The following is a 16509-nucleotide window of genomic DNA, read 5'->3' as shown; positions in this document are numbered from 1 at the left end:
GATTATGGGTCGATTAAAGCGCGTTAATCTTACCATGCGGTTAAAGCACTGGTGCGGCATGTGTTTTTTTGAGGAATTGCTAACCATAGAAGACGGAACAGCGCCGAGACGCCTTGTTTCACAGGCATTATCGCGAATTGAGCCTCAGAGATAAGAGGCGAGCATCGGCACGATGGGCTGATAGGGAACATCGAACAGCTCTTCGCGCTCGAAGCGGCTGCCGGTCTTCGTCAGCCGCACAAGGCGGCAAATATCGTCCGATACCATCAGCGGCGCGATCATCGATCCGCCCGATACCAGCTGCTCGGCATAGAAGCGCGGCATGGTCGGAAATGCGGTGGTGACCAGGATACGGTCGAAGGTGCCCTCGCCCGGCAGACCGGCGCTGCCATCCGCCTGACGGATGACGACATTGCGCAGCCCGAGCGCATCCATGCGCTGCTGCGCCGATGTGGTCAGTGTCTTGTAGCGGTCGATCGTCAGAACACGCTCGACGATTCGCCCCATGACGGCGGCGGTGAAACCGCTCCCCGTTCCAATTTCGAGAACGCGGTGTCCCGGCTTGATCTTCAGGCTGTGGAGAATGCGCACGACCAGATCGATGCCCTCCATGAAGGAACCGCAATCGATCGGAATCGTGCGGCCGGAATAGGCATCATCGGTAAATTGCGGCGGCACGAAAGGCAGGCGCGGCGTCTGCTCGACCGCCGTCATCAGATCGATATCCAATATGCCTTCTGCCCGTAGCCGCAAAACCACGGCCGCAAAGCCTTCCTTCTCCACCAAACGAGGTGTCAATCCGCTACTCCATACCGAGCGCCCGCGCCACGCGGTCTTGCGCCGAATAATCCGTCAGATCGAGTTTCAAAGGCGTTACCGAAATACGATTTTGTTTCAGCGCCTGAATATCGGTCCCCGGACGGAAGATACCACTGCGTTCGCCGAAGCGAAGCCAATAATAAGGGAAGCCGCGGCCGTCGGCCCGCTCCTCGACCTGCACATTGAAGGCGAGATTGCCCTGCGCCGTCACTTCCGCCCCTGCCACTTCGTCGGGAGGGCAATTCGGAAAGTTGAGATTGAGGAAGGTCCCATTGGGCAGATCGACATCCATGAGCTTGCCGAGCAAGGCCGGAGCATGTGTCTCGGCCACTTCCCAGGGCACGACGCGCGCGCCGTTTTCATAGACATAGGCCTGGCTCAGCGCAAAGGAGCGCACGCCCTGCAGCGTGCCTTCGATCGCACCGGCGATGGTTCCGGAATAGGTTACGTCGTCGGCGACGTTCGAGCCGGAGTTGACGCCCGAGAGCACCAGATCCGGCTTGCCGTCCAGAACCTGCCGGATCGCCATGATGATGCAATCGGTCGGTGTTCCCCTGAGCGCAAAGTGCTTGTCGGAGACCTTGCGCATGCGCAACGGCTCGGAAAGGCTCAGCGAATGTGCAAGGCCGCTCTGATCCGTCTCGGGTGCAACAACCCAGACATCATCAGACAAAGTGCGGGCGATACGCTCCAACGCAGCCAGCCCTTCGGCATGAATACCGTCATCGTTGGTCAGAAGAATACGCATCGCCCCACCGCTCGATTATGCCGCTTTCTCGATCCTCTTCACACCACCCATATATGGCAGCAGTGCGTCCGGAACAGTGACGGAACCATCGGCATTGAGATAATTCTCGAGAACGGCAATCAGGCAGCGGCCGACTGCGGTGCCGGAGCCGTTCAGCGTGTGAACGAATTTGGTGTTCCTGTCGTCCTTGCCGCGATAGCGCGCATTCATGCGCCGGGCCTGGAAATCACCGCAGACCGAGCAGGACGAAATCTCGCGATAGGTATCCTGCCCCGGCAGCCAGACTTCGAGGTCATAGGTCTTGCGCGCGCCGAAACCCATGTCACCGGTCGAAAGCGTCATGACGCGATAGTGCAGGCCGAGGCGCTTCAGCACTTCTTCAGCACAGGCCGTCATCCGCTCGTGCTCGGCAATGGAGCTTTCGGCATCGGTGATCGAAACCAGCTCGCACTTCCAGAACTGGTGCTGGCGCAGCATGCCGCGCGTGTCGCGTCCGGCGGAGCCTGCTTCGGAGCGGAAGGACGGGGTCAACGCAGTGAAGCGCAACGGAAGTTTTTCTTGATCAAGGATCTCGCCGGAAACGAGATTGGTCAGCGAAACCTCCGCCGTCGGGATCAGCCAGCGACCGTCCGTGGTCCTGAAGGAATCCTCGGAAAATTTCGGCAGCTGGCCGGTGCCGAACATGGCTTCGTCACGCACCATCAGCGGCGCGCTGACCTCAGTATAGCCATGCCCACTGGTATGCAGATCGAGCATGAACTGGCCGAGCGCCCGCTCCAGCCGAGCGAGCTGCGAGGTCAGCACCGTAAAGCGCGAGCCGGACAGTTTCGCCGCGCGCTCGAAATCCATGTAGCCGAGCTCTTCGCCGATCTCGAAATGCTCTTTTGGCTGGTGGTTCCAAGTGGGCTTGGAGCCCCAGGCGTGCTTGACGACGTTGTCGTGCTCATCCTTGCCAACGGGCACGTCTTCGAGCGGGATGTTCGGGATGCGCGACAGCGCATCATGGAGCTCGGCCGTCAGCGTGCGCTCTTGCTCTTCGGCCGCCGGAAGCGAGGTCTTGATGTCGGCGACCTCGGCCTTCAGCTTCTCGGCAAGCTCGCTGTTCTTCTGTGCCATCGCCGCGCCGATCTCCTTGGAGGCGGCATTGCGGCGGGATTGCATATCCTGGACGGACTGAACGACGGAGCGGCGCTTCTCATCGAGCGAGATGAGGCTTTGCGACTGGGGCTCCGCGCCGCGCTTGGCAAGCGCCGCATCGAAAGCCTCGGCATTCTCACGAATCCATCTGATATCAAGCATTTTCGTTCCAGGTCGTTTGACATGAGTACAACTCCGACCGAGGTTTCGGTCGGAGGTCGAAACGGCAATACCTGGGAAATAAGGCTAAGCCTTCCTCGCCTAGACGTCGTCCGTCTTGGTGATCTCGGAAGCCCCGCCACTCTCATCAAGCGCTTGCCGGGTACGCTGGCGTTCCACGAGTCGCGCCGCGTAGATGGAAATCTCGTAGAGAAGGATTGTCGGCAGTGCAAGGCCGATCTGGGACATCGGATCCGGCGGCGTCAGCACAGCGGCAACGATGAAAGCGAAAACGATCGCGAACTTGCGCTTTTCCGCCAGCCAGGTCGAGGTCAGCAGGCCGACGCGCGCAAGCAGCGTCGTGATGACGGGAAGCTGGAAGACAAGGCCGAAAGAAAAGACCAGTGTCATGATCAGGCTCAGATATTCCGAAACCTTCGGCAACAGCGCGATGCCCACCTGACCATCGGCCGGCGCCTGCTGCATCTTCAGGAAGAACCACATCACCATCGGAGTGAAGAAGAAGTAGACGAGTGCCGCACCCATCAGAAACAGAACCGGCGATGCGATCAGGAACGGAAGAAAAGCAGAACGTTCATTCTTGTAGAGGCCCGGCGCCACGAATTTGTAGATCTGCGCGGCGATGATCGGGAATGAAATCACCAGGGCGCCGAACATGGCGACCTTTACCTGGGTGAAGAAGAACTCCTGCGGGGCCGTATAGATCAGCTCGGCCTTGGAAAGATCGAGATGAGCCCATTCGACCGCCCATTTATAGGGATAGACCAGGTAGTTGAAGAGATGCTTTGCCACTGCAAAGCATCCGATGAAGGCAATGAAGAAGGCCACGATCGACCAGATAAGCCGCGTGCGCAATTCCATAAGGTGTTCGATAAGCGGCTGCGGCTTATCATCGATATCACCCGTCATGCCTGGTCCTTCTTCTTGGGCGTTTTAGGCGCCGCCTTGCTGGCTACAGCGCGCGTCCTGGGAGCTGGAGGCGTCTTAGCTGCAACGGCGGTCGCGACCTTGCGCGGGGCACGCTTCGGTTTTTCCGTAACGACGGGCGTCTGAACGACGGCAGCCGCAACATCATCGACCTTGGCAACCAGCTTCGGACGCGGCTTGCGTACGGCCTTCGGCTTCGCAACGGCTGCACCTGCCGCCGCTTCGCCTGCAACAGCTGATGGCTGCGGAGCGGGCGCGGCGACCAAGGCCGGATTGCTCGGCGCGGACGTAGCCGCAAGCGCTTCCGGCAAGCCAGCCGAAACGCCGGGCACGGGCTCGGCTGGCAAAGGAGTCGAGGTTGCGGCGGCCTGATCCGGCGTTGCCGCGCGTTGCAGATCGGCCTTTATCTCGTTGCCCATCTCGCGCAGCGGGTTCATCGCCTCCCGCAGCGAGTTGACCGGATTGAGCTTCTGGGCGTCGGCGATCGTCTGGCGCACGTCGTCCAGCTCCGCCTCGCGCATGGCTTCATCAAATTGAGCGCGGAATTCGCCAGCGACCTTCCTGGCTCGGGCCGTCATCTTGCCGATTGTCCGCAGGGTCGCCGGCAATTCCTTGGGGCCGATCACCACCAAGGCCACGACGGCAATAATCACCAGCTCGGACCAGCCTATATCGAACATGCAAAGGCTCCTGGGCCAACGGCAAACCTCTCAGCTTGGCGTTCGCCCGACATGATTACTTCGTTTCGTCAGCCTTATGCTCGACCGTGCGGGACGTCGTCGTCGCGGATGTCGGCTGCGCCGAAGTATCTTCGTCGTCGTTCATGCCCTTCTTGAAGCTCTTGATGCCCTTGGCGACATCACCCATCAGCTCCGGGATCTTTCCACGGCCGAACAACAAAAGCGCGATGGCGAGGACGATGAGCCAGTGCCATATGCTTAGAGAACCCATTGCTTTAACTCCCAATTACAGTGTCTTCCCGATGTAAGACGTTTGCGGATGTTTTTCAAACAACAAAATGCAGCGCATCCACGCATATCAGGATGATGAACGTCCATGCAGGCGACCAACCGCCACCAAACGTCTCCAAATCGAGAGGATGATTTTCATATTCGCATCCGCTGATGGCAAAAGAGAGACTTGGCCGGAAATTCAGCGAAAATCCATCGATGGAAATACAACCACGTCCGCGGGTCATTCCTGGGGGCCATTCCGGGGTCAGCCCATGGGATCAGTCGCCGGAGCTCTCACCGCTCGGCGGCAGGATCCCAAGCTCTTCCAGATCCATCTGGGTAATCGGATCCTCGTCTTCCGTAAGCTCGTCGTTCATCAAGGGCGACGGGATGTTGAAATTGGCGGGAATCCGGCCTGACAGCAGCCCTGCCCCCTTCAATTCTTCGAGACCGGGCAGGTCGCGCAGCTCTTCCAGGCCGAAATGATCGAGGAAATCGCGCGTCGTGCCGAGCGTGACCGGCCGCCCCGGCGTGCGGCGGCGGCCACGGAAGCGAACCCAGCCGGCCTCCATCAGCACGTCGAGCGTGCCCCTGGAGGTCTGCACGCCCCTGATGTCTTCGATCTCCGCGCGCGTCACCGGCTGGTGATAGGCGATGATGGCCAGCACCTCCAGTGCAGCGCGCGACAGCTTGCGCACCTCGCTCTCGTCGCGCCGGATCACGAAGGAGAGATCCGCGGCCGTACGGAAGGCCCAGGCTCCATCTATCTGAACAAGATTGACGCCGCGCATGGCGTAATCGGCCTTGAGCTTCCGCATGACGGCGGGAATATCGACGCCCTGCGCCACGCGCTCGGCGATGAAGGCCTCCGAGACCGGTTGGGCCGAGGCGAAGACCAGCGCTTCGGCGATCCGCTCGGCCTCGCTCAACCGGCGCTCGTCGATCTGAAGCGTTTCCGCCTCGAGTTCCATATGCTCGTCGTCTGGCTCGATCACGCTCGTCCCTGTCCTATTCCGCTGCTTCCAGCGACGAATGCTTCGGCCCGCGCCGCATATAGAGCGGTTGAAACGCGCCTTCCTGGCGAATTTCCAGCTGCCCCTCGCGCACCAGTTCGAGCGAAGCCGCAAACGCGCTGGCGATGGCCGTTACGCGATCGCTGGCAGTCGTCATGTAACTCAGCAGGTAATGTTCCAATGCGGTCCAATCGGTGATCTCGCCGATCATGCGGTCGAGAATGACGCGAGCATCGGCGAGCGACCAGACGCGGCGCTTCTCTATCGTAACCTGCGTCACGGCCTGACGCTGACGCAGGCTGGCATAGGCCGTCAGAAGATCATAGAGGCTGGCATCGAAGGCGGATTGGCGCCGGTCCGGAATATGTTCCGGCGCGCCGCGCGCCAAGAAATCCCGGCCGAGACGATTGCGATTGACGAGGCCGGTTGCCGCGTCGCGCATCGCTTCCAGCCGCTTCAGGCGGAAGGCGAGCGTCGCCGCCATTTCCTCGCCCGTCGGGCCGTCTTCCTTGCTTTGCTGCGGGATCAGCAGCTTGGATTTCAGATATGCGAGCCATGCGGCCATGACGAGATAATCGGCCGCGAGTTCGATGCGAATGCGCCGGGCGCTTTCGATGAACTGGAGATATTGCTCGGCAAGCGCCAGCACGGAAATGCGGGACAGATCGACCTTCTGGGTGCGCGCCAGATGCAGCAGCAGATCGAGCGGCCCTTCGAAGCCGGCAAGGTCGACGACCAGAGACGGCTCATGCAGGCCGCGTTGTGCCTCGCCCTGCTGCCAGAGCTTGTCCATCGGCGTTGCCGCCTGCTGAAGCTTTTCCGTGCCGCTCACCTTGTCACCCGTCAATTCCTCGAAGCCCGGTTTACGCCACTGCGAACATCGCGTCGAATTCTGCGCGAACCGCAGCTTCGTCGGCACCGTCGTTCTTTCCGAATGCCGCCTCGACCGCGTTGGCTCTTGCCAGCGATGCACCCGCCAGGGCGGGAACATTGCGCACGACCTGCAGCATCTCCTCCATAACCCCATTACAATGCAGCACGATATCGCATCCGCCGGCAATGATATTTGCCGCGCGCTCGCCGATCGTACCCTTGAGGGCATTCATCGAGGTATCGTCCGACAGGAGCAGCCCCTGGAAGCCGATATGGCCGCGGATGATCTCCTCGATCACCTTGCGCGAGGTCGTGGCGGGGTTGTTCGGATCGATATCGCTGAAGACGACGTGGCACGTCATTGCCATCAGCTCGTCCTTGAGTGCTGCGAAGGGCGCGAAATCATGTGCCTCGAGCTCGGCACGCGGCGCCGAGACGACGGGCAGTTCATGATGCGAATCCGCGAAGCCGCGCCCGTGACCTGGCATATGCTTCATGACGGGCAGCACACCGCCGGCCTTCAAACCGTCGGCCGCCGCGCGTCCCATCTCCGTCACCGTCACCGGATCGCTGCCGTAAGCGCGATTGCCGATGACATTGCTCGACCCCTCGACTGGCACGTCCAGCACGGGCAGGCAATCGACATTGATCCCGAACTTCAGCAAATCGAAAGCATGCAGCCTCGACATCAGCCATGCGGCGCGCAGGCCGCGTCCGCGATCCTGACGGTAGATGTCACCCAGCGCCTGTCCCGAGGGGTAATGCGGCAGGATCGGCGGACGGATGCGCTGCACCCTGCCGCCCTCCTGATCGATGAAGACCGGAGCGTTGCGCCCGACGCTGTCACGCAGGGACGCAACGAGATCGGCGATCTGTGCCGGCTCGGAAATATTGCGTCCGAACAGGATGAAACCCCACGGCTGCTCCCCCTGATAGAAGGATCGCTCTTCGGGCGTGAGGGAGTGGCCGCTACAGCCAAGGATCATGGATTTCGATTCGGTCATACCCGAATCATAAGGCTTGCGCCGGGAAATGCGAGTGAGGTCAAGCGCAGATACACAAGAACAGCGCATTTCAAACGAAAACGGCGAGCCGATGCCCGCCGTTTTCATCAGTTTCGTGTCCGATCCTTACTTCGAGATCAGGCAGGTGCCGCCGGCGGCGCGATAGCGCGTGCAGATGGCCGCGGCTTCATCCTTCGAGCCGGCGACGACGCGGACGCGATAGTAGGTGCCCTTGCCGGCGATATCGGCCTTGCGGATCTCAAGCGGATGATTGCCGATGACGCCGGCGAACTTAACCTTGAGGTTTGCCTGAGACTTCTGTGCGTCGGCTTCCGTCGGCAGAGAGGCGATCTGCACGCCGTAAGCGCCGCTGCTTGCGGCAGAGGTCGAAGCCGGAACAGCCGCCGGGGCCGCAGCGGCAACCTGCTTCGGCTGAACCTTCGGCTGCGCATCCTGTGCCGGAGCGGCCGAGGCTGTCTTCGCGGGCTCGGGGCGTGCCGTCGGAACCGGGTTCGTCTTGACGACGCGGATCGGCGTGCTTTCGGCGCTGGCGGCATCGCCATTATTGGCCTGAGCCGTCGGCTGGGTATTAGCCGGAGACGGACGCGAAGGGGTCGATGCGACCGGGTTGTTCGCCGGCTTGGCTACGGCGGTCGTCGTCGTATCGGCGGCCGGCTCGTCACGCGGAACCAGCGAGCCATCCGGCTTGACGATCATCGTGCGCACCTTGCGCGGCGAAACAGCCGGTACCTGATCGTCGCCATTGGCAGCGACATTGGTGTTCCCGCCGTTCTGGTTGGGCAATAAGCGCGGATCCTCGGTTTCGCCGACGGGCGTCGACGTGACCTGATCGGCGCTGCCGTCATCCGGAGACACCGCTTCGGGGATCAGGGTCTTCTGCACGACGTCGACAGGCTGCTCGTTCGAGGAGACGAGCGCCTTCTGCTTCGGCGCCGCAGTGCTGTCGCCCGCGACGCGGTCGTACACGGCCTTGTCCTGATTCGGGACTACGGTGCCGCCCGGATTTTCCGGAGCGACCTTTACAGGGTCGCTATCGGCGGCAATCACACGCGGCTCGCCGGAGAAGCTAGAGATCGGCGCGCCATGGCGGATCCAGCTATAGGCGCCATAGGCGCCGGCGCCGAGAACCACGATGACGGCGGCAGCGGTCGCCATGCCGCGCACCGAGCGCGCAGGCCGGCGGCCACCGGCGGCCGGGTTCAGCGTCATCCTGGCGACGTTCTCGACTGGGCTGGACGCTTCGCGGTAGCTGCGGCGGAAGTCTTCTTCCAGCGCGCGCTCGAACTCGTCGAATTCCTCGATGGGCTGCTTGGCGGCGGCTGCGGCAGGCTGGGCAGCCGCATTCTTCGACCAGGAAGCCGCAACGGCGGCACCTCCGAGCACGGCGGCGGCAGCCGACTTGATCGGCTCAGATGCCGCTTCCTTGGCCGGCGTACCCAGAAGGCTCGCCATCTCGGAATCGAGATCGAAATCATATTCCGGTGGAACGACGACCGGCTCTTCCGGCTCGATCGGCGGCAGATGCGGAACGTGCGAGCCTTCAAAAGTCTCGACACGATCCTCTGTCTCGGAGATTTCCGTCGGATCGAAAGGCAATGCCTGTTCGGCCTCGAACGCCGGGGCTGCCTTGTGAGCAACAGGCACGACCGGCATCGGCGCGGCTTGGATCGGCTGCGGCGCCACGACGGCAGCCGCAGGAGCGACCGGCGCCGGCATAACCGGCGTTGCGCGGGAAATGATCGGCTCGATAACCGGAGCCGGCTGCCGGGCAGCAGGAGCTTTCTCGGCTTCGGCGAAATCGAGACCGGCAAGTTCCATCTCGATATCGGCGAGATCGAATTCGAAATCCTGACCGGCAAACGGATCTTCCGTATCGAAGGCGATCGGCTGTTGAGGCGACGGTGCAACCGCAGAAGCGGCCGGCGCTATCGACTGCTCGTCAAACGAAACGCTGAAATCGCCGAAGGCCGGCTCAGCTGGCGTAGCGGCCCTGGAAGGGACGGGATATCGATTTACATCGGCCAGCAGGGCATCGATCTCGGCTGCAAGCGCAGCGGGATCGGCCTTGGCAACCTTTGGCGGCTCAGGTGCCTTGAAGACGGCCGGAGCTGGCTGAGGCGCTACGGGCTGCGAAGCCGGTTCTTGAGCGCTGAAAGGCTCGACAGGGCCAAGCTGCTCAAAATCTGGCACCTCGTCGAACATTGCTTCGGCGGGAGCTGCTTGCGGTGCCGGCGGCGCAATGAAAGGCGCCGGCTGCTCACGCGGCGCAACCGGGGTTGCAAGCGTGAAATTGGCTATCGGCAGCCGCATCGTGGCAGCAGCGGATTGCGGCGTCTTGGCGACTGGAGCTGCCGCCGGCGGCTCGATGGGCGCAGCTTTCGGCGTCGACTGCAAAGCAGGCGCAATCGACATCTCCAGCTCGTCGATCAGGTCACGAGCGCCGATCGTCGGCTTGACGGGAGCCGCAACCTGCTGGGCAGGCTCCTCAAATTTAGGCTCGGCCCGCACCGGCTCGACGGGACCCGGCGACTGAGCCTGGCTTGGAGGAGATACCGGCTCCGTCGGGACGGAAATGTCATTTGCCGGGCTCATTCGCGGTGTATCGTACCGCTCGAATTCGCGAAGAAGCTCGTCTTCGAGATTGAAGGCCGGCTCCTGCCGTTGAGCCGCAGGAGTTGCCTGAGCAGCGGGGTGCGGCTCGAAACCTACGATACGAGCGAGTTCTGCGAGCGGATCATCATCCGCAAAGAACTCGTCGTTTCCGCTTGCGCGATACGCCAACTGTTTTTCTGCCATCACCCGTTCCACTCGCAAACACTACAATTAATGCCAGCGCAATGTGGGTAAATGGTGACGTTTATCGCATTTCGTCCGGTGCTGCGGTCCCGGTTATACCAAGACCTGACTTCAAAACCGACGCGACAGCGTACACCAGCCCAAGTCTGGCAATGCTCAATTCTCGGTTCTTATCGTTAACAAATCGTAATTCAGGTAAATCTTTACCTTTATTCCAGTGTCCATGGAAGGAACTTGCCAGATCGTAAAGGTAAAATGCGATGCGATGCGGCTCTTGCGACTGTGCTGCAGCTTCGACGATTCGCGGGAATTCCGCAATCTTGGCGACCAGCTGCAATTCGGCCGGATCTGAGATCGCGCCGACGACAGCCTTTGACAGATCGAGCGAGGCGATATCGATATCCGGGAAGGCTTCCTTGGCCTGACGGAAGACCGACATGCAGCGGGCATGCGCATACTGCACGTAGAAGACCGGATTGTCCTTCGACTGCTCGGTGACCTTGGCAAAATCGAAGTCCAGAGGCTCGGAATTCTTCCGGTAAAGCATCATGAAACGCACGGAGTCGCGGCCGACTTCATCGACGACTTCGCGCAGCGTGACGAAATCGCCCGAGCGCTTCGACATCTTCACCGGCTCGCCGTTACGATACAGCTTGACGAGCTGGCATAGAAGCACTGTCAGCTTTGCCGCGCCATCGGAAACGCCGCGCGCGACTGCTTCCAGGCGCTTGACGTAGCCGCCATGGTCGGCACCGAGAACATAGATCATCTCGTTGAAGCCGCGGTCGAACTTGTTCTTGAAATAGGCGACGTCGGCGGCAAAGTACGTATAGGAACCGTCCGACTTGATCAGAGGGCGGTCGATATCGTCGCCCACTTCGGTCGAGCGGAAGAGCGTCTGCTCGCGATCTTCCCAATCTTCCGGCAACTGCCCCTTCGGCGGCGGCAGCGCACCCTTGTAGACATAGCCCTTGAAGGTCAGGTCATTGATCGCGGTGCGGATCAGTGCGGCGCCATTGGCATGCAGGGTGCGTTCGGAAAAGAACACGCCATGTTTGACGTTCAACGCCTCCAAGTCTTCCTTGATCATCGCCATCATCGCGTCGATGGCGCGATCCTTGATGATGGGAAGCCATTGCTCTTCCGGCATGCCGCGCAGCCTGGTGCCGAATTCCTTGGCGAGCGCCTCGCCGACGGGAACCAGGTAGTCGCCAGGGTAGAGACCCGACGGGATCTCGCCGACCTGCTCGCCAAGCGCTTCGCGATAACGAATGAAGACCGAGCGCGCCAGCACGTCGATCTGCGAACCGGCATCGTTGATGTAGTATTCCTTGGTAACCTCATAGCCGGAGAAGGCCAGCAGGTTTGCCAGCGCATCGCCGACGACGGCGCCGCGGCAATGGCCGACATGCATCGGCCCGGTCGGGTTGGCCGAAACGTATTCGACGTTGACCTTCTGCCCCGCACCGAGCTTCGAGCGGCCGAATTTCTCGCCCTCGGAGATCATCGTCGCCAGCAGCCGCTGCCAATAGCCGACCGAAAGGCGGATATTGATGAAGCCCGGACCGGCAACCGAAACCTCGGCGACGTCGGCGTCCTCCTTCAGCTTGGCAACGATAATCTCGGCAAGAGCGCGCGGATTCGAGCCCAGCGGCTTGGACAGCACCATGGCCGCATTGGTGGCGACATCGCCATGGCTGGCGTCTCGCGGCGGCTCCACGCCGATACGTCCGAAGTCGAGTTCCGATCGCTTTTCTCTCACAATATCAATTTGCTCGAGAGCGTTCTTAATTCTTACTTCGAAGTCGGTGAAAAGGTTCATGATATCGTCCACGCATAGCTTGGGCGGGCCGCTATCGGCCCGACGCCGCCGCTGCCTACCGCAAATCGGGAGTCTGGTCAAACAGACGCTTGTGGGCGGTGATGGCGTAGGTGTCGGTCATGCCGGCCAGATAGTCGCCGACGTGCCTTGCCTTGGGAGCAATCGCAAGCCCGGCGATATGATCCACCCAGTAATGGCTCTGCATCTCCTTGGGATTTTCCATATAGGCGTGGAAGAGGTCCGTTACGATCTGCGCCGCGCCGGCACGGATGCGCATGATGTCGGGATGGCGATAGATGCGCTTGAACAGCATCTGCTTGATCAGTCTGTCGGTTTCGGCCATCTCCGGCGAGAAGGTCGCGACGATGCGGCCGGCGCCACGGATGTCGGCGACATTCCCCGGCTTGATTTCGGCAAGCGCCTGCTGAGAAACGGCAATGACGTCCTCGACCATACGGGTGATCTGGCGGCGCATGATCTCGTGCGTGAAGCGGCTCGGCTCCAGATGCGGATAGCGCGCCCTCACCTCGGCCATCAGCCCCGCGAGAAACGGCACCTCCTCCAGCATATCGAACGTCAGATAGCCAGAGCGCAGGCCGTCGTCGATGTCGTGCGTGTTATAGGCGATATCGTCGGCAATCGCGGCAACCTGCGCTTCGAGGCTGGCAAAAGTCGCGATTTCGAGATCGTGGATCTCGCAATAGTCGAGGATCGGCTGCGGCACCGGCCCGCGAATGCCCTTGCCGTCAGGCGTCATGAGCGGACCATTGTGCTTGACCAGGCCTTCGAGCGTTTCCCAAGTGAGATTGAGCCCATCGAAATCGGCATAGCGGCGCTCGAGCTTCGTCACGATGCGGAGCGACTGCGCGTTGTGATCGAAGCCGCCATAGGGCAGCAGCATGTCGTGCAACGCATCCTCGCCGGTATGGCCGAAGGGCGTGTGGCCGAAATCGTGAACCAGCGCCACGCCTTCCGCCAGGTCTTCATCCAGCTTCAAGGCACGCGCCAGGGCGCGCGCGATCTGCGCCACCTCGATCGTATGCGTCAGCCGGGTGCGGTAATGATCGCCGTCCTGGGCGATGAAGACCTGCGTCTTGTGCTTCAGGCGCCGGAAAGCGGTCGTGTGGACGATCCGGTCACGATCGCGCTGGAATTCGGAGCGCGTCGGGCTCGACCCCTCGTCATAGAGCCTTCCGCGCGATGCCCAGGGGTCCGTCGCATAGACCGCCTTCTCGCCATATCCAAAACCCAATGCATGCGTATCGATCGTCATTATCAATCCATTCCGGCATTTGGTCCCCCGCATCACCACAGACGCGAAGGTCGTTTCATCATACCCGGCCAGGGCGTTGCCTGCAGATCGGAATATACGATCCCATCGCGAAGCGGTGACCCATTGACGCCGCATTGCAGCCTTCATACCTATAGATAAGAAAACAGCAAAACGGTGTGTGGCTCAACCACGAAACCAGAGCTGTCACCGGCCTGACTTTCATGATAAAGGCTATGGATATCAGCCGTTTGAAAGTTCGGCGGCCTATTTGGTTCTCTCCGGATCTTGACCCCGGCAGGAGGAAAGCATGACTGAGACTAACGTTACCCTATCCGACGCCGCTGCAAAGCGAATCGCTGCGATCGTCGGCGCGGACGCCGGCAAACGCGCGCTTCGCGTTGCCGTCGAAGGCGGCGGCTGTTCCGGCTTTTCCTATAAATTCGATCTCGTCGAAGGCCCGGAAGATGATGATATCGTCGTCGAAAAGGGCAATGCCACCGTGCTGATCGATCAATTGTCGCTGGTCTATATGGCGGGTTCCGAGATCGATTTTGTCGACAACCTGCTCGGCCAATCCTTCCAGATCAAGAATCCGAACGCGGTCGCAAGCTGCGGCTGCGGCACGAGTTTCTCGGTCTGATCCCTGAACCGTTCCGGCTCTTTGTTTTCTCGCAATTCCGGACGGAAAACCGCTACGCGCTTTTCCACAGTTTGATCGCCGGCCTGAAGCCATCGCTCCGGGCCGGTTTTCATATGGGCTGTAGTCAAGCCCCTCGGCTGCGGATACAACGGGGCGAAGCAAAGGGAATGAGCTACCCATGAAAATCGCCACCTGGAACATCAACGGCGTCAAAGCGCGTATCGAGAACCTCTGCCAGTGGCTGAAGGATTCGAACCCGGACATCGCCTGCCTGCAGGAGATCAAGACCGTCGACGAAGGTTTTCCGCGGCTGGAGGTGGAGGCGCTCGGCTATCATGTCGAGACCCACGGGCAGAAAGGCTTCAATGGTGTCGCCATTCTCTCCAAGATCAAGCCGGATGAAGTGACGCGGGGACTGCCCGGCGACGATGGCGACGAACAGTCCCGCTTCATGGAAGCAGTGTTTTCCGTGCCCGGGCATGGCGCCCTGCGCGTCTGCTGCCTCTATCTGCCGAACGGCAATCCGGTCGATACCGAGAAATATCCCTACAAACTTGGCTGGATGGAGCGCCTACGCAAATTCGCGTCGGATCGACTGGCCCTTGAGGAGCCTCTGGTCCTCGCCGGCGACTACAATGTCATTCCGGAGCCGCATGACTGCTTCGATCCGAAGGTCTGGGAGAGCGATGCGCTGTTCCTGCCGCAAACGCGCCAGTCTTTCCGTCAGCTCGAACATCTCGGCTTTACGGATGCTGTGCGCGCCACGACGGATGCAGTGAAGCTTTACTCATTCTGGGATTACCAGGCCGGCGCCTGGCCGAAGAACAATGGCATCCGGATTGATCACCTGATGCTCTCGCCGGAGGCGGCCGATCGGCTCACCGCGACGGCGATCGAGAAGCATGTGCGCGCCTGGGAAAAGCCTTCCGACCACGTGCCCGTCATCGCGCATCTCGATTTCGGCAACTAAACGCCGACCGAAACAAAACGGATCGGCTGCAGTCCCGCGGCATTCAAGCGAACGCGACCCAATTCAAGCCGGCGTCAATCGGAGCCGGCGACGTCAAGCTGATGGGCCATGGAGACCGCCACGCGACGGTCGTTCTCATTGGCAACAGAAAATGCCTTCTCCTGCAGGTCTTCCATCCAGCTGCAGTCCTTCGGCTTGCACTTATCCAATGCCGCGGTCATGAAGGCGAGGCCCCGGATGGATTGACCTTCCTGGAACAGGATATTGCCGAAGACGGACATGGCGCCCGGGTGACCGCTCTTGCGCGCCTGGTTCAGCCACTTCTTGGCCTGCTGCACATTGGTGGCACCGCCCTCGCCGGAGAGCATCATCTGCGCCAACTGGAACTGCGCCTCGGGAACGCCGAAGGTCGAAGCGACCTGGAAATAGAGCTGGCGAGCCTGGTTCAGATCGATCTTGACCGGGCTGTTGGTAATGCCGGTCTTGTAGTAGCTGGCTAGAGCGAGCAGCGCGTTGATAAAGAAGCCGGTATCTTCCGAGCCGGGCTCGACGCCCTGCTGGGCGATCTCGCTATAGATCTTGAAAGCTTCGAAATCGCTCTGCGTAACGCCGTCGCCATCGGCATACATGTTGGCGAGAGCCCAGCGCGAGCCGGTATGGCCCTTTTCGGCGGCGTAGCGATAGGCTTCGACCGCCTCCTCCTTCTGCCCGTTCTTGTAGGCCTTGAAGCCGAACTTGAAGAGGTCGAACGGACCCGATTCCTTGGTGACGCCGGCAGTGATATCGAATGCCTTGGCTTGACCCGCCAGCGCCACTGCCGTGGCGAGGGACAGGCTGAGCATCATGACTCTCGCTGATATGAACTCGGACTTAAACATAACAGTCGATTTCTTTCGCTCCATTCGGGCCTGTCACGGCGCTTGCATGCACGCCGTCAGATTCGCGAATGTTTTCCCTGATGGCGCATGAGACTGGATCATCCTTTGCAAGGAAGGTTCCCATGGCATTCAACCGAGGCTGTTTGCCACAATTGCGATCGTAGCTTGCAATTATGTCCAAACCAGCATTTGTGCGGCCGTTATCGTATCCCATCGCCGAACCAGCGCTCCCAATCGCTTGCCGAGGAGTGAGATCGAACGTCGTCGGGCTAACGGCTTCCTTTGGCGGACAAAGACTTTTCCACTGCATCGGAAGCATCACTGCTCCGATCCGGGATTGTTGCTTATGCCAAAGTGGAAGTTCACCCATCGATCGTTTACGCACTTTCTACAAGGCTAACCCCTGTGCCCACGTAATCGCTGCTCCCCATTTGTGGCGGGAAATGGACAAATTG

16 protein-coding genes are annotated in these 16509 nt (G+C 60.7%); 2 read left to right on the top strand and 14 right to left on the bottom strand.

Translation table 11 applies throughout. From position 1 onward, the window contains the following. Positions 1-144 precede the first annotated feature (144 nt). The 13 genes from CCGE531_RS08445 to CCGE531_RS08385 all read right to left on the bottom strand — a co-directional run bounded on the left by CCGE531_RS08445 (position 145) and on the right by CCGE531_RS08385 (position 13566). Positions 145-798, bottom strand: a complete 654-nt coding sequence (locus CCGE531_RS08445; RefSeq protein ID WP_120663764.1) for a protein-L-isoaspartate(D-aspartate) O-methyltransferase — start codon at positions 796-798, stop codon at positions 145-147. A gap of 4 nt (positions 799-802) precedes the next feature. Beyond that, a complete protein-coding gene (gene surE / locus CCGE531_RS08440) occupies positions 803-1567 on the bottom strand; it encodes a 5'/3'-nucleotidase SurE (RefSeq protein WP_120663763.1) in 765 nt (254 codons plus the stop codon). Positions 1568-1582: 15 nt separating this feature from the next. Continuing rightward, a complete protein-coding gene (gene serS / locus CCGE531_RS08435) occupies positions 1583-2866 on the bottom strand; it encodes a serine--tRNA ligase (protein ID WP_120663762.1) in 1284 nt (427 codons plus the stop codon). Between the two features lie 99 nt (positions 2867-2965). Beyond that, positions 2966-3793, bottom strand: coding sequence for a twin-arginine translocase subunit TatC (gene tatC / locus CCGE531_RS08430; RefSeq protein WP_120663761.1), 828 nt, complete (start codon positions 3791-3793; stop codon positions 2966-2968). Then, positions 3790-4491, bottom strand: coding sequence for a Sec-independent protein translocase protein TatB (gene tatB / locus CCGE531_RS08425; protein ID WP_120663760.1), 702 nt, complete (start codon positions 4489-4491; stop codon positions 3790-3792). Before tatB ends, tatC begins: the two co-directional genes overlap by 4 nt. A gap of 55 nt (positions 4492-4546) precedes the next feature. Then, positions 4547-4762, bottom strand: a complete 216-nt coding sequence (locus tag CCGE531_RS08420; RefSeq protein WP_120663759.1) for a twin-arginine translocase TatA/TatE family subunit — start codon at positions 4760-4762, stop codon at positions 4547-4549. Between the two features lie 55 nt (positions 4763-4817). Further along, entirely contained in the window at positions 4818-5009 is a 192-nt protein-coding gene (locus tag CCGE531_RS08415) for a hypothetical protein (RefSeq protein WP_120663758.1), read from the bottom strand. Positions 5010-5042: 33 nt separating this feature from the next. After that, positions 5043-5735: an SMC-Scp complex subunit ScpB gene (gene scpB, locus CCGE531_RS08410; RefSeq protein WP_120666626.1), complete on the bottom strand. Its 693-nt coding sequence runs from the start codon at positions 5733-5735 to the stop codon at positions 5043-5045. Between the two features lie 37 nt (positions 5736-5772). Further along, positions 5773-6570 carry a ScpA family protein gene (locus tag CCGE531_RS08405; RefSeq protein WP_120666624.1) on the bottom strand — a complete coding sequence of 266 codons (798 nt, stop codon included), beginning with the start codon at positions 6568-6570 and terminating at the stop codon, positions 5773-5775. Positions 6571-6640: 70 nt separating this feature from the next. After that, positions 6641-7654, bottom strand: a complete 1014-nt coding sequence (gene nagZ, locus CCGE531_RS08400; RefSeq protein WP_120666622.1) for a beta-N-acetylhexosaminidase — start codon at positions 7652-7654, stop codon at positions 6641-6643. A gap of 126 nt (positions 7655-7780) precedes the next feature. After that, the gene (locus CCGE531_RS08395; RefSeq protein ID WP_120663757.1) at positions 7781-10471 is read right to left on the bottom strand and encodes an SPOR domain-containing protein; all 2691 of its coding nucleotides are present in this window, start codon (positions 10469-10471) and stop codon (positions 7781-7783) included. A gap of 61 nt (positions 10472-10532) precedes the next feature. Continuing rightward, a complete protein-coding gene (gene argS / locus CCGE531_RS08390; RefSeq protein WP_120666620.1) occupies positions 10533-12293 on the bottom strand; it encodes an arginine--tRNA ligase in 1761 nt (586 codons plus the stop codon). A 55-nt stretch (positions 12294-12348) separates the two neighbouring features. Continuing rightward, positions 12349-13566, bottom strand: coding sequence for a deoxyguanosinetriphosphate triphosphohydrolase (locus tag CCGE531_RS08385; protein WP_120663756.1), 1218 nt, complete (start codon positions 13564-13566; stop codon positions 12349-12351). Positions 13567-13873: 307 nt separating this feature from the next. On the opposite strand from CCGE531_RS08385, the gene erpA reads away from it, so the two are divergent. Together erpA and xth are read left to right on the top strand one after the other, a co-directional pair. Next, positions 13874-14206, top strand: coding sequence for an iron-sulfur cluster insertion protein ErpA (gene erpA / locus CCGE531_RS08380; protein WP_120663755.1), 333 nt, complete (start codon positions 13874-13876; stop codon positions 14204-14206). 178 nt (positions 14207-14384) lie between these two features. Continuing rightward, positions 14385-15176 (top strand): exodeoxyribonuclease III, encoded by a 792-nt coding sequence (xth, locus tag CCGE531_RS08375; protein ID WP_120663754.1) that lies wholly within the window; start codon positions 14385-14387, stop codon positions 15174-15176. A 74-nt stretch (positions 15177-15250) separates the two neighbouring features. On the opposite strand, the gene exoR is transcribed toward xth, so the two are convergent. Further along, the gene (exoR, locus tag CCGE531_RS08370; RefSeq protein ID WP_120663753.1) at positions 15251-16054 is read right to left on the bottom strand and encodes an exopolysaccharide production regulator ExoR; all 804 of its coding nucleotides are present in this window, start codon (positions 16052-16054) and stop codon (positions 15251-15253) included. Positions 16055-16509 lie beyond the last annotated feature (455 nt).

Source organism: Rhizobium sp. CCGE531 (assembly GCF_003627795.1).
In the GTDB taxonomy this organism is placed as follows: domain Bacteria; phylum Pseudomonadota; class Alphaproteobacteria; order Rhizobiales; family Rhizobiaceae; genus Rhizobium.
Note: the sequence above shows the minus strand (reverse complement) of the source record. Positions and strands in the feature narration are given on the sequence as shown.

Coding starts and splice junctions, on each gene's coding strand:
- surE (WP_120663763.1), bottom strand. CDS start 1,567: ATGCGTATTCTTCTGACCAACGATGACGGTATTCATGCCGAAGGGCTG.
- serS (WP_120663762.1), bottom strand. CDS start 2,866: ATGCTTGATATCAGATGGATTCGTGAGAATGCCGAGGCTTTCGATGCG.
- tatC (WP_120663761.1), bottom strand. CDS start 3,793: ATGACGGGTGATATCGATGATAAGCCGCAGCCGCTTATCGAACACCTT.
- tatB (WP_120663760.1), bottom strand. CDS start 4,491: ATGTTCGATATAGGCTGGTCCGAGCTGGTGATTATTGCCGTCGTGGCC.
- CCGE531_RS08420 (WP_120663759.1), bottom strand. CDS start 4,762: ATGGGTTCTCTAAGCATATGGCACTGGCTCATCGTCCTCGCCATCGCG.
- CCGE531_RS08415 (WP_120663758.1), bottom strand. CDS start 5,009: ATGACCCGCGGACGTGGTTGTATTTCCATCGATGGATTTTCGCTGAAT.
- scpB (WP_120666626.1), bottom strand. CDS start 5,735: ATGGAACTCGAGGCGGAAACGCTTCAGATCGACGAGCGCCGGTTGAGC.
- CCGE531_RS08405 (WP_120666624.1), bottom strand. CDS start 6,570: ATGGACAAGCTCTGGCAGCAGGGCGAGGCACAACGCGGCCTGCATGAG.
- nagZ (WP_120666622.1), bottom strand. CDS start 7,654: ATGACCGAATCGAAATCCATGATCCTTGGCTGTAGCGGCCACTCCCTC.
- CCGE531_RS08395 (WP_120663757.1), bottom strand. CDS start 10,471: ATGGCAGAAAAACAGTTGGCGTATCGCGCAAGCGGAAACGACGAGTTC.
- argS (WP_120666620.1), bottom strand. CDS start 12,293: ATGAACCTTTTCACCGACTTCGAAGTAAGAATTAAGAACGCTCTCGAG.
- CCGE531_RS08385 (WP_120663756.1), bottom strand. CDS start 13,566: ATGACGATCGATACGCATGCATTGGGTTTTGGATATGGCGAGAAGGCG.
- erpA (WP_120663755.1), top strand. CDS start 13,874: ATGACTGAGACTAACGTTACCCTATCCGACGCCGCTGCAAAGCGAATC.
- xth (WP_120663754.1), top strand. CDS start 14,385: ATGAAAATCGCCACCTGGAACATCAACGGCGTCAAAGCGCGTATCGAG.
- exoR (WP_120663753.1), bottom strand. CDS start 16,054: ATGTTTAAGTCCGAGTTCATATCAGCGAGAGTCATGATGCTCAGCCTG.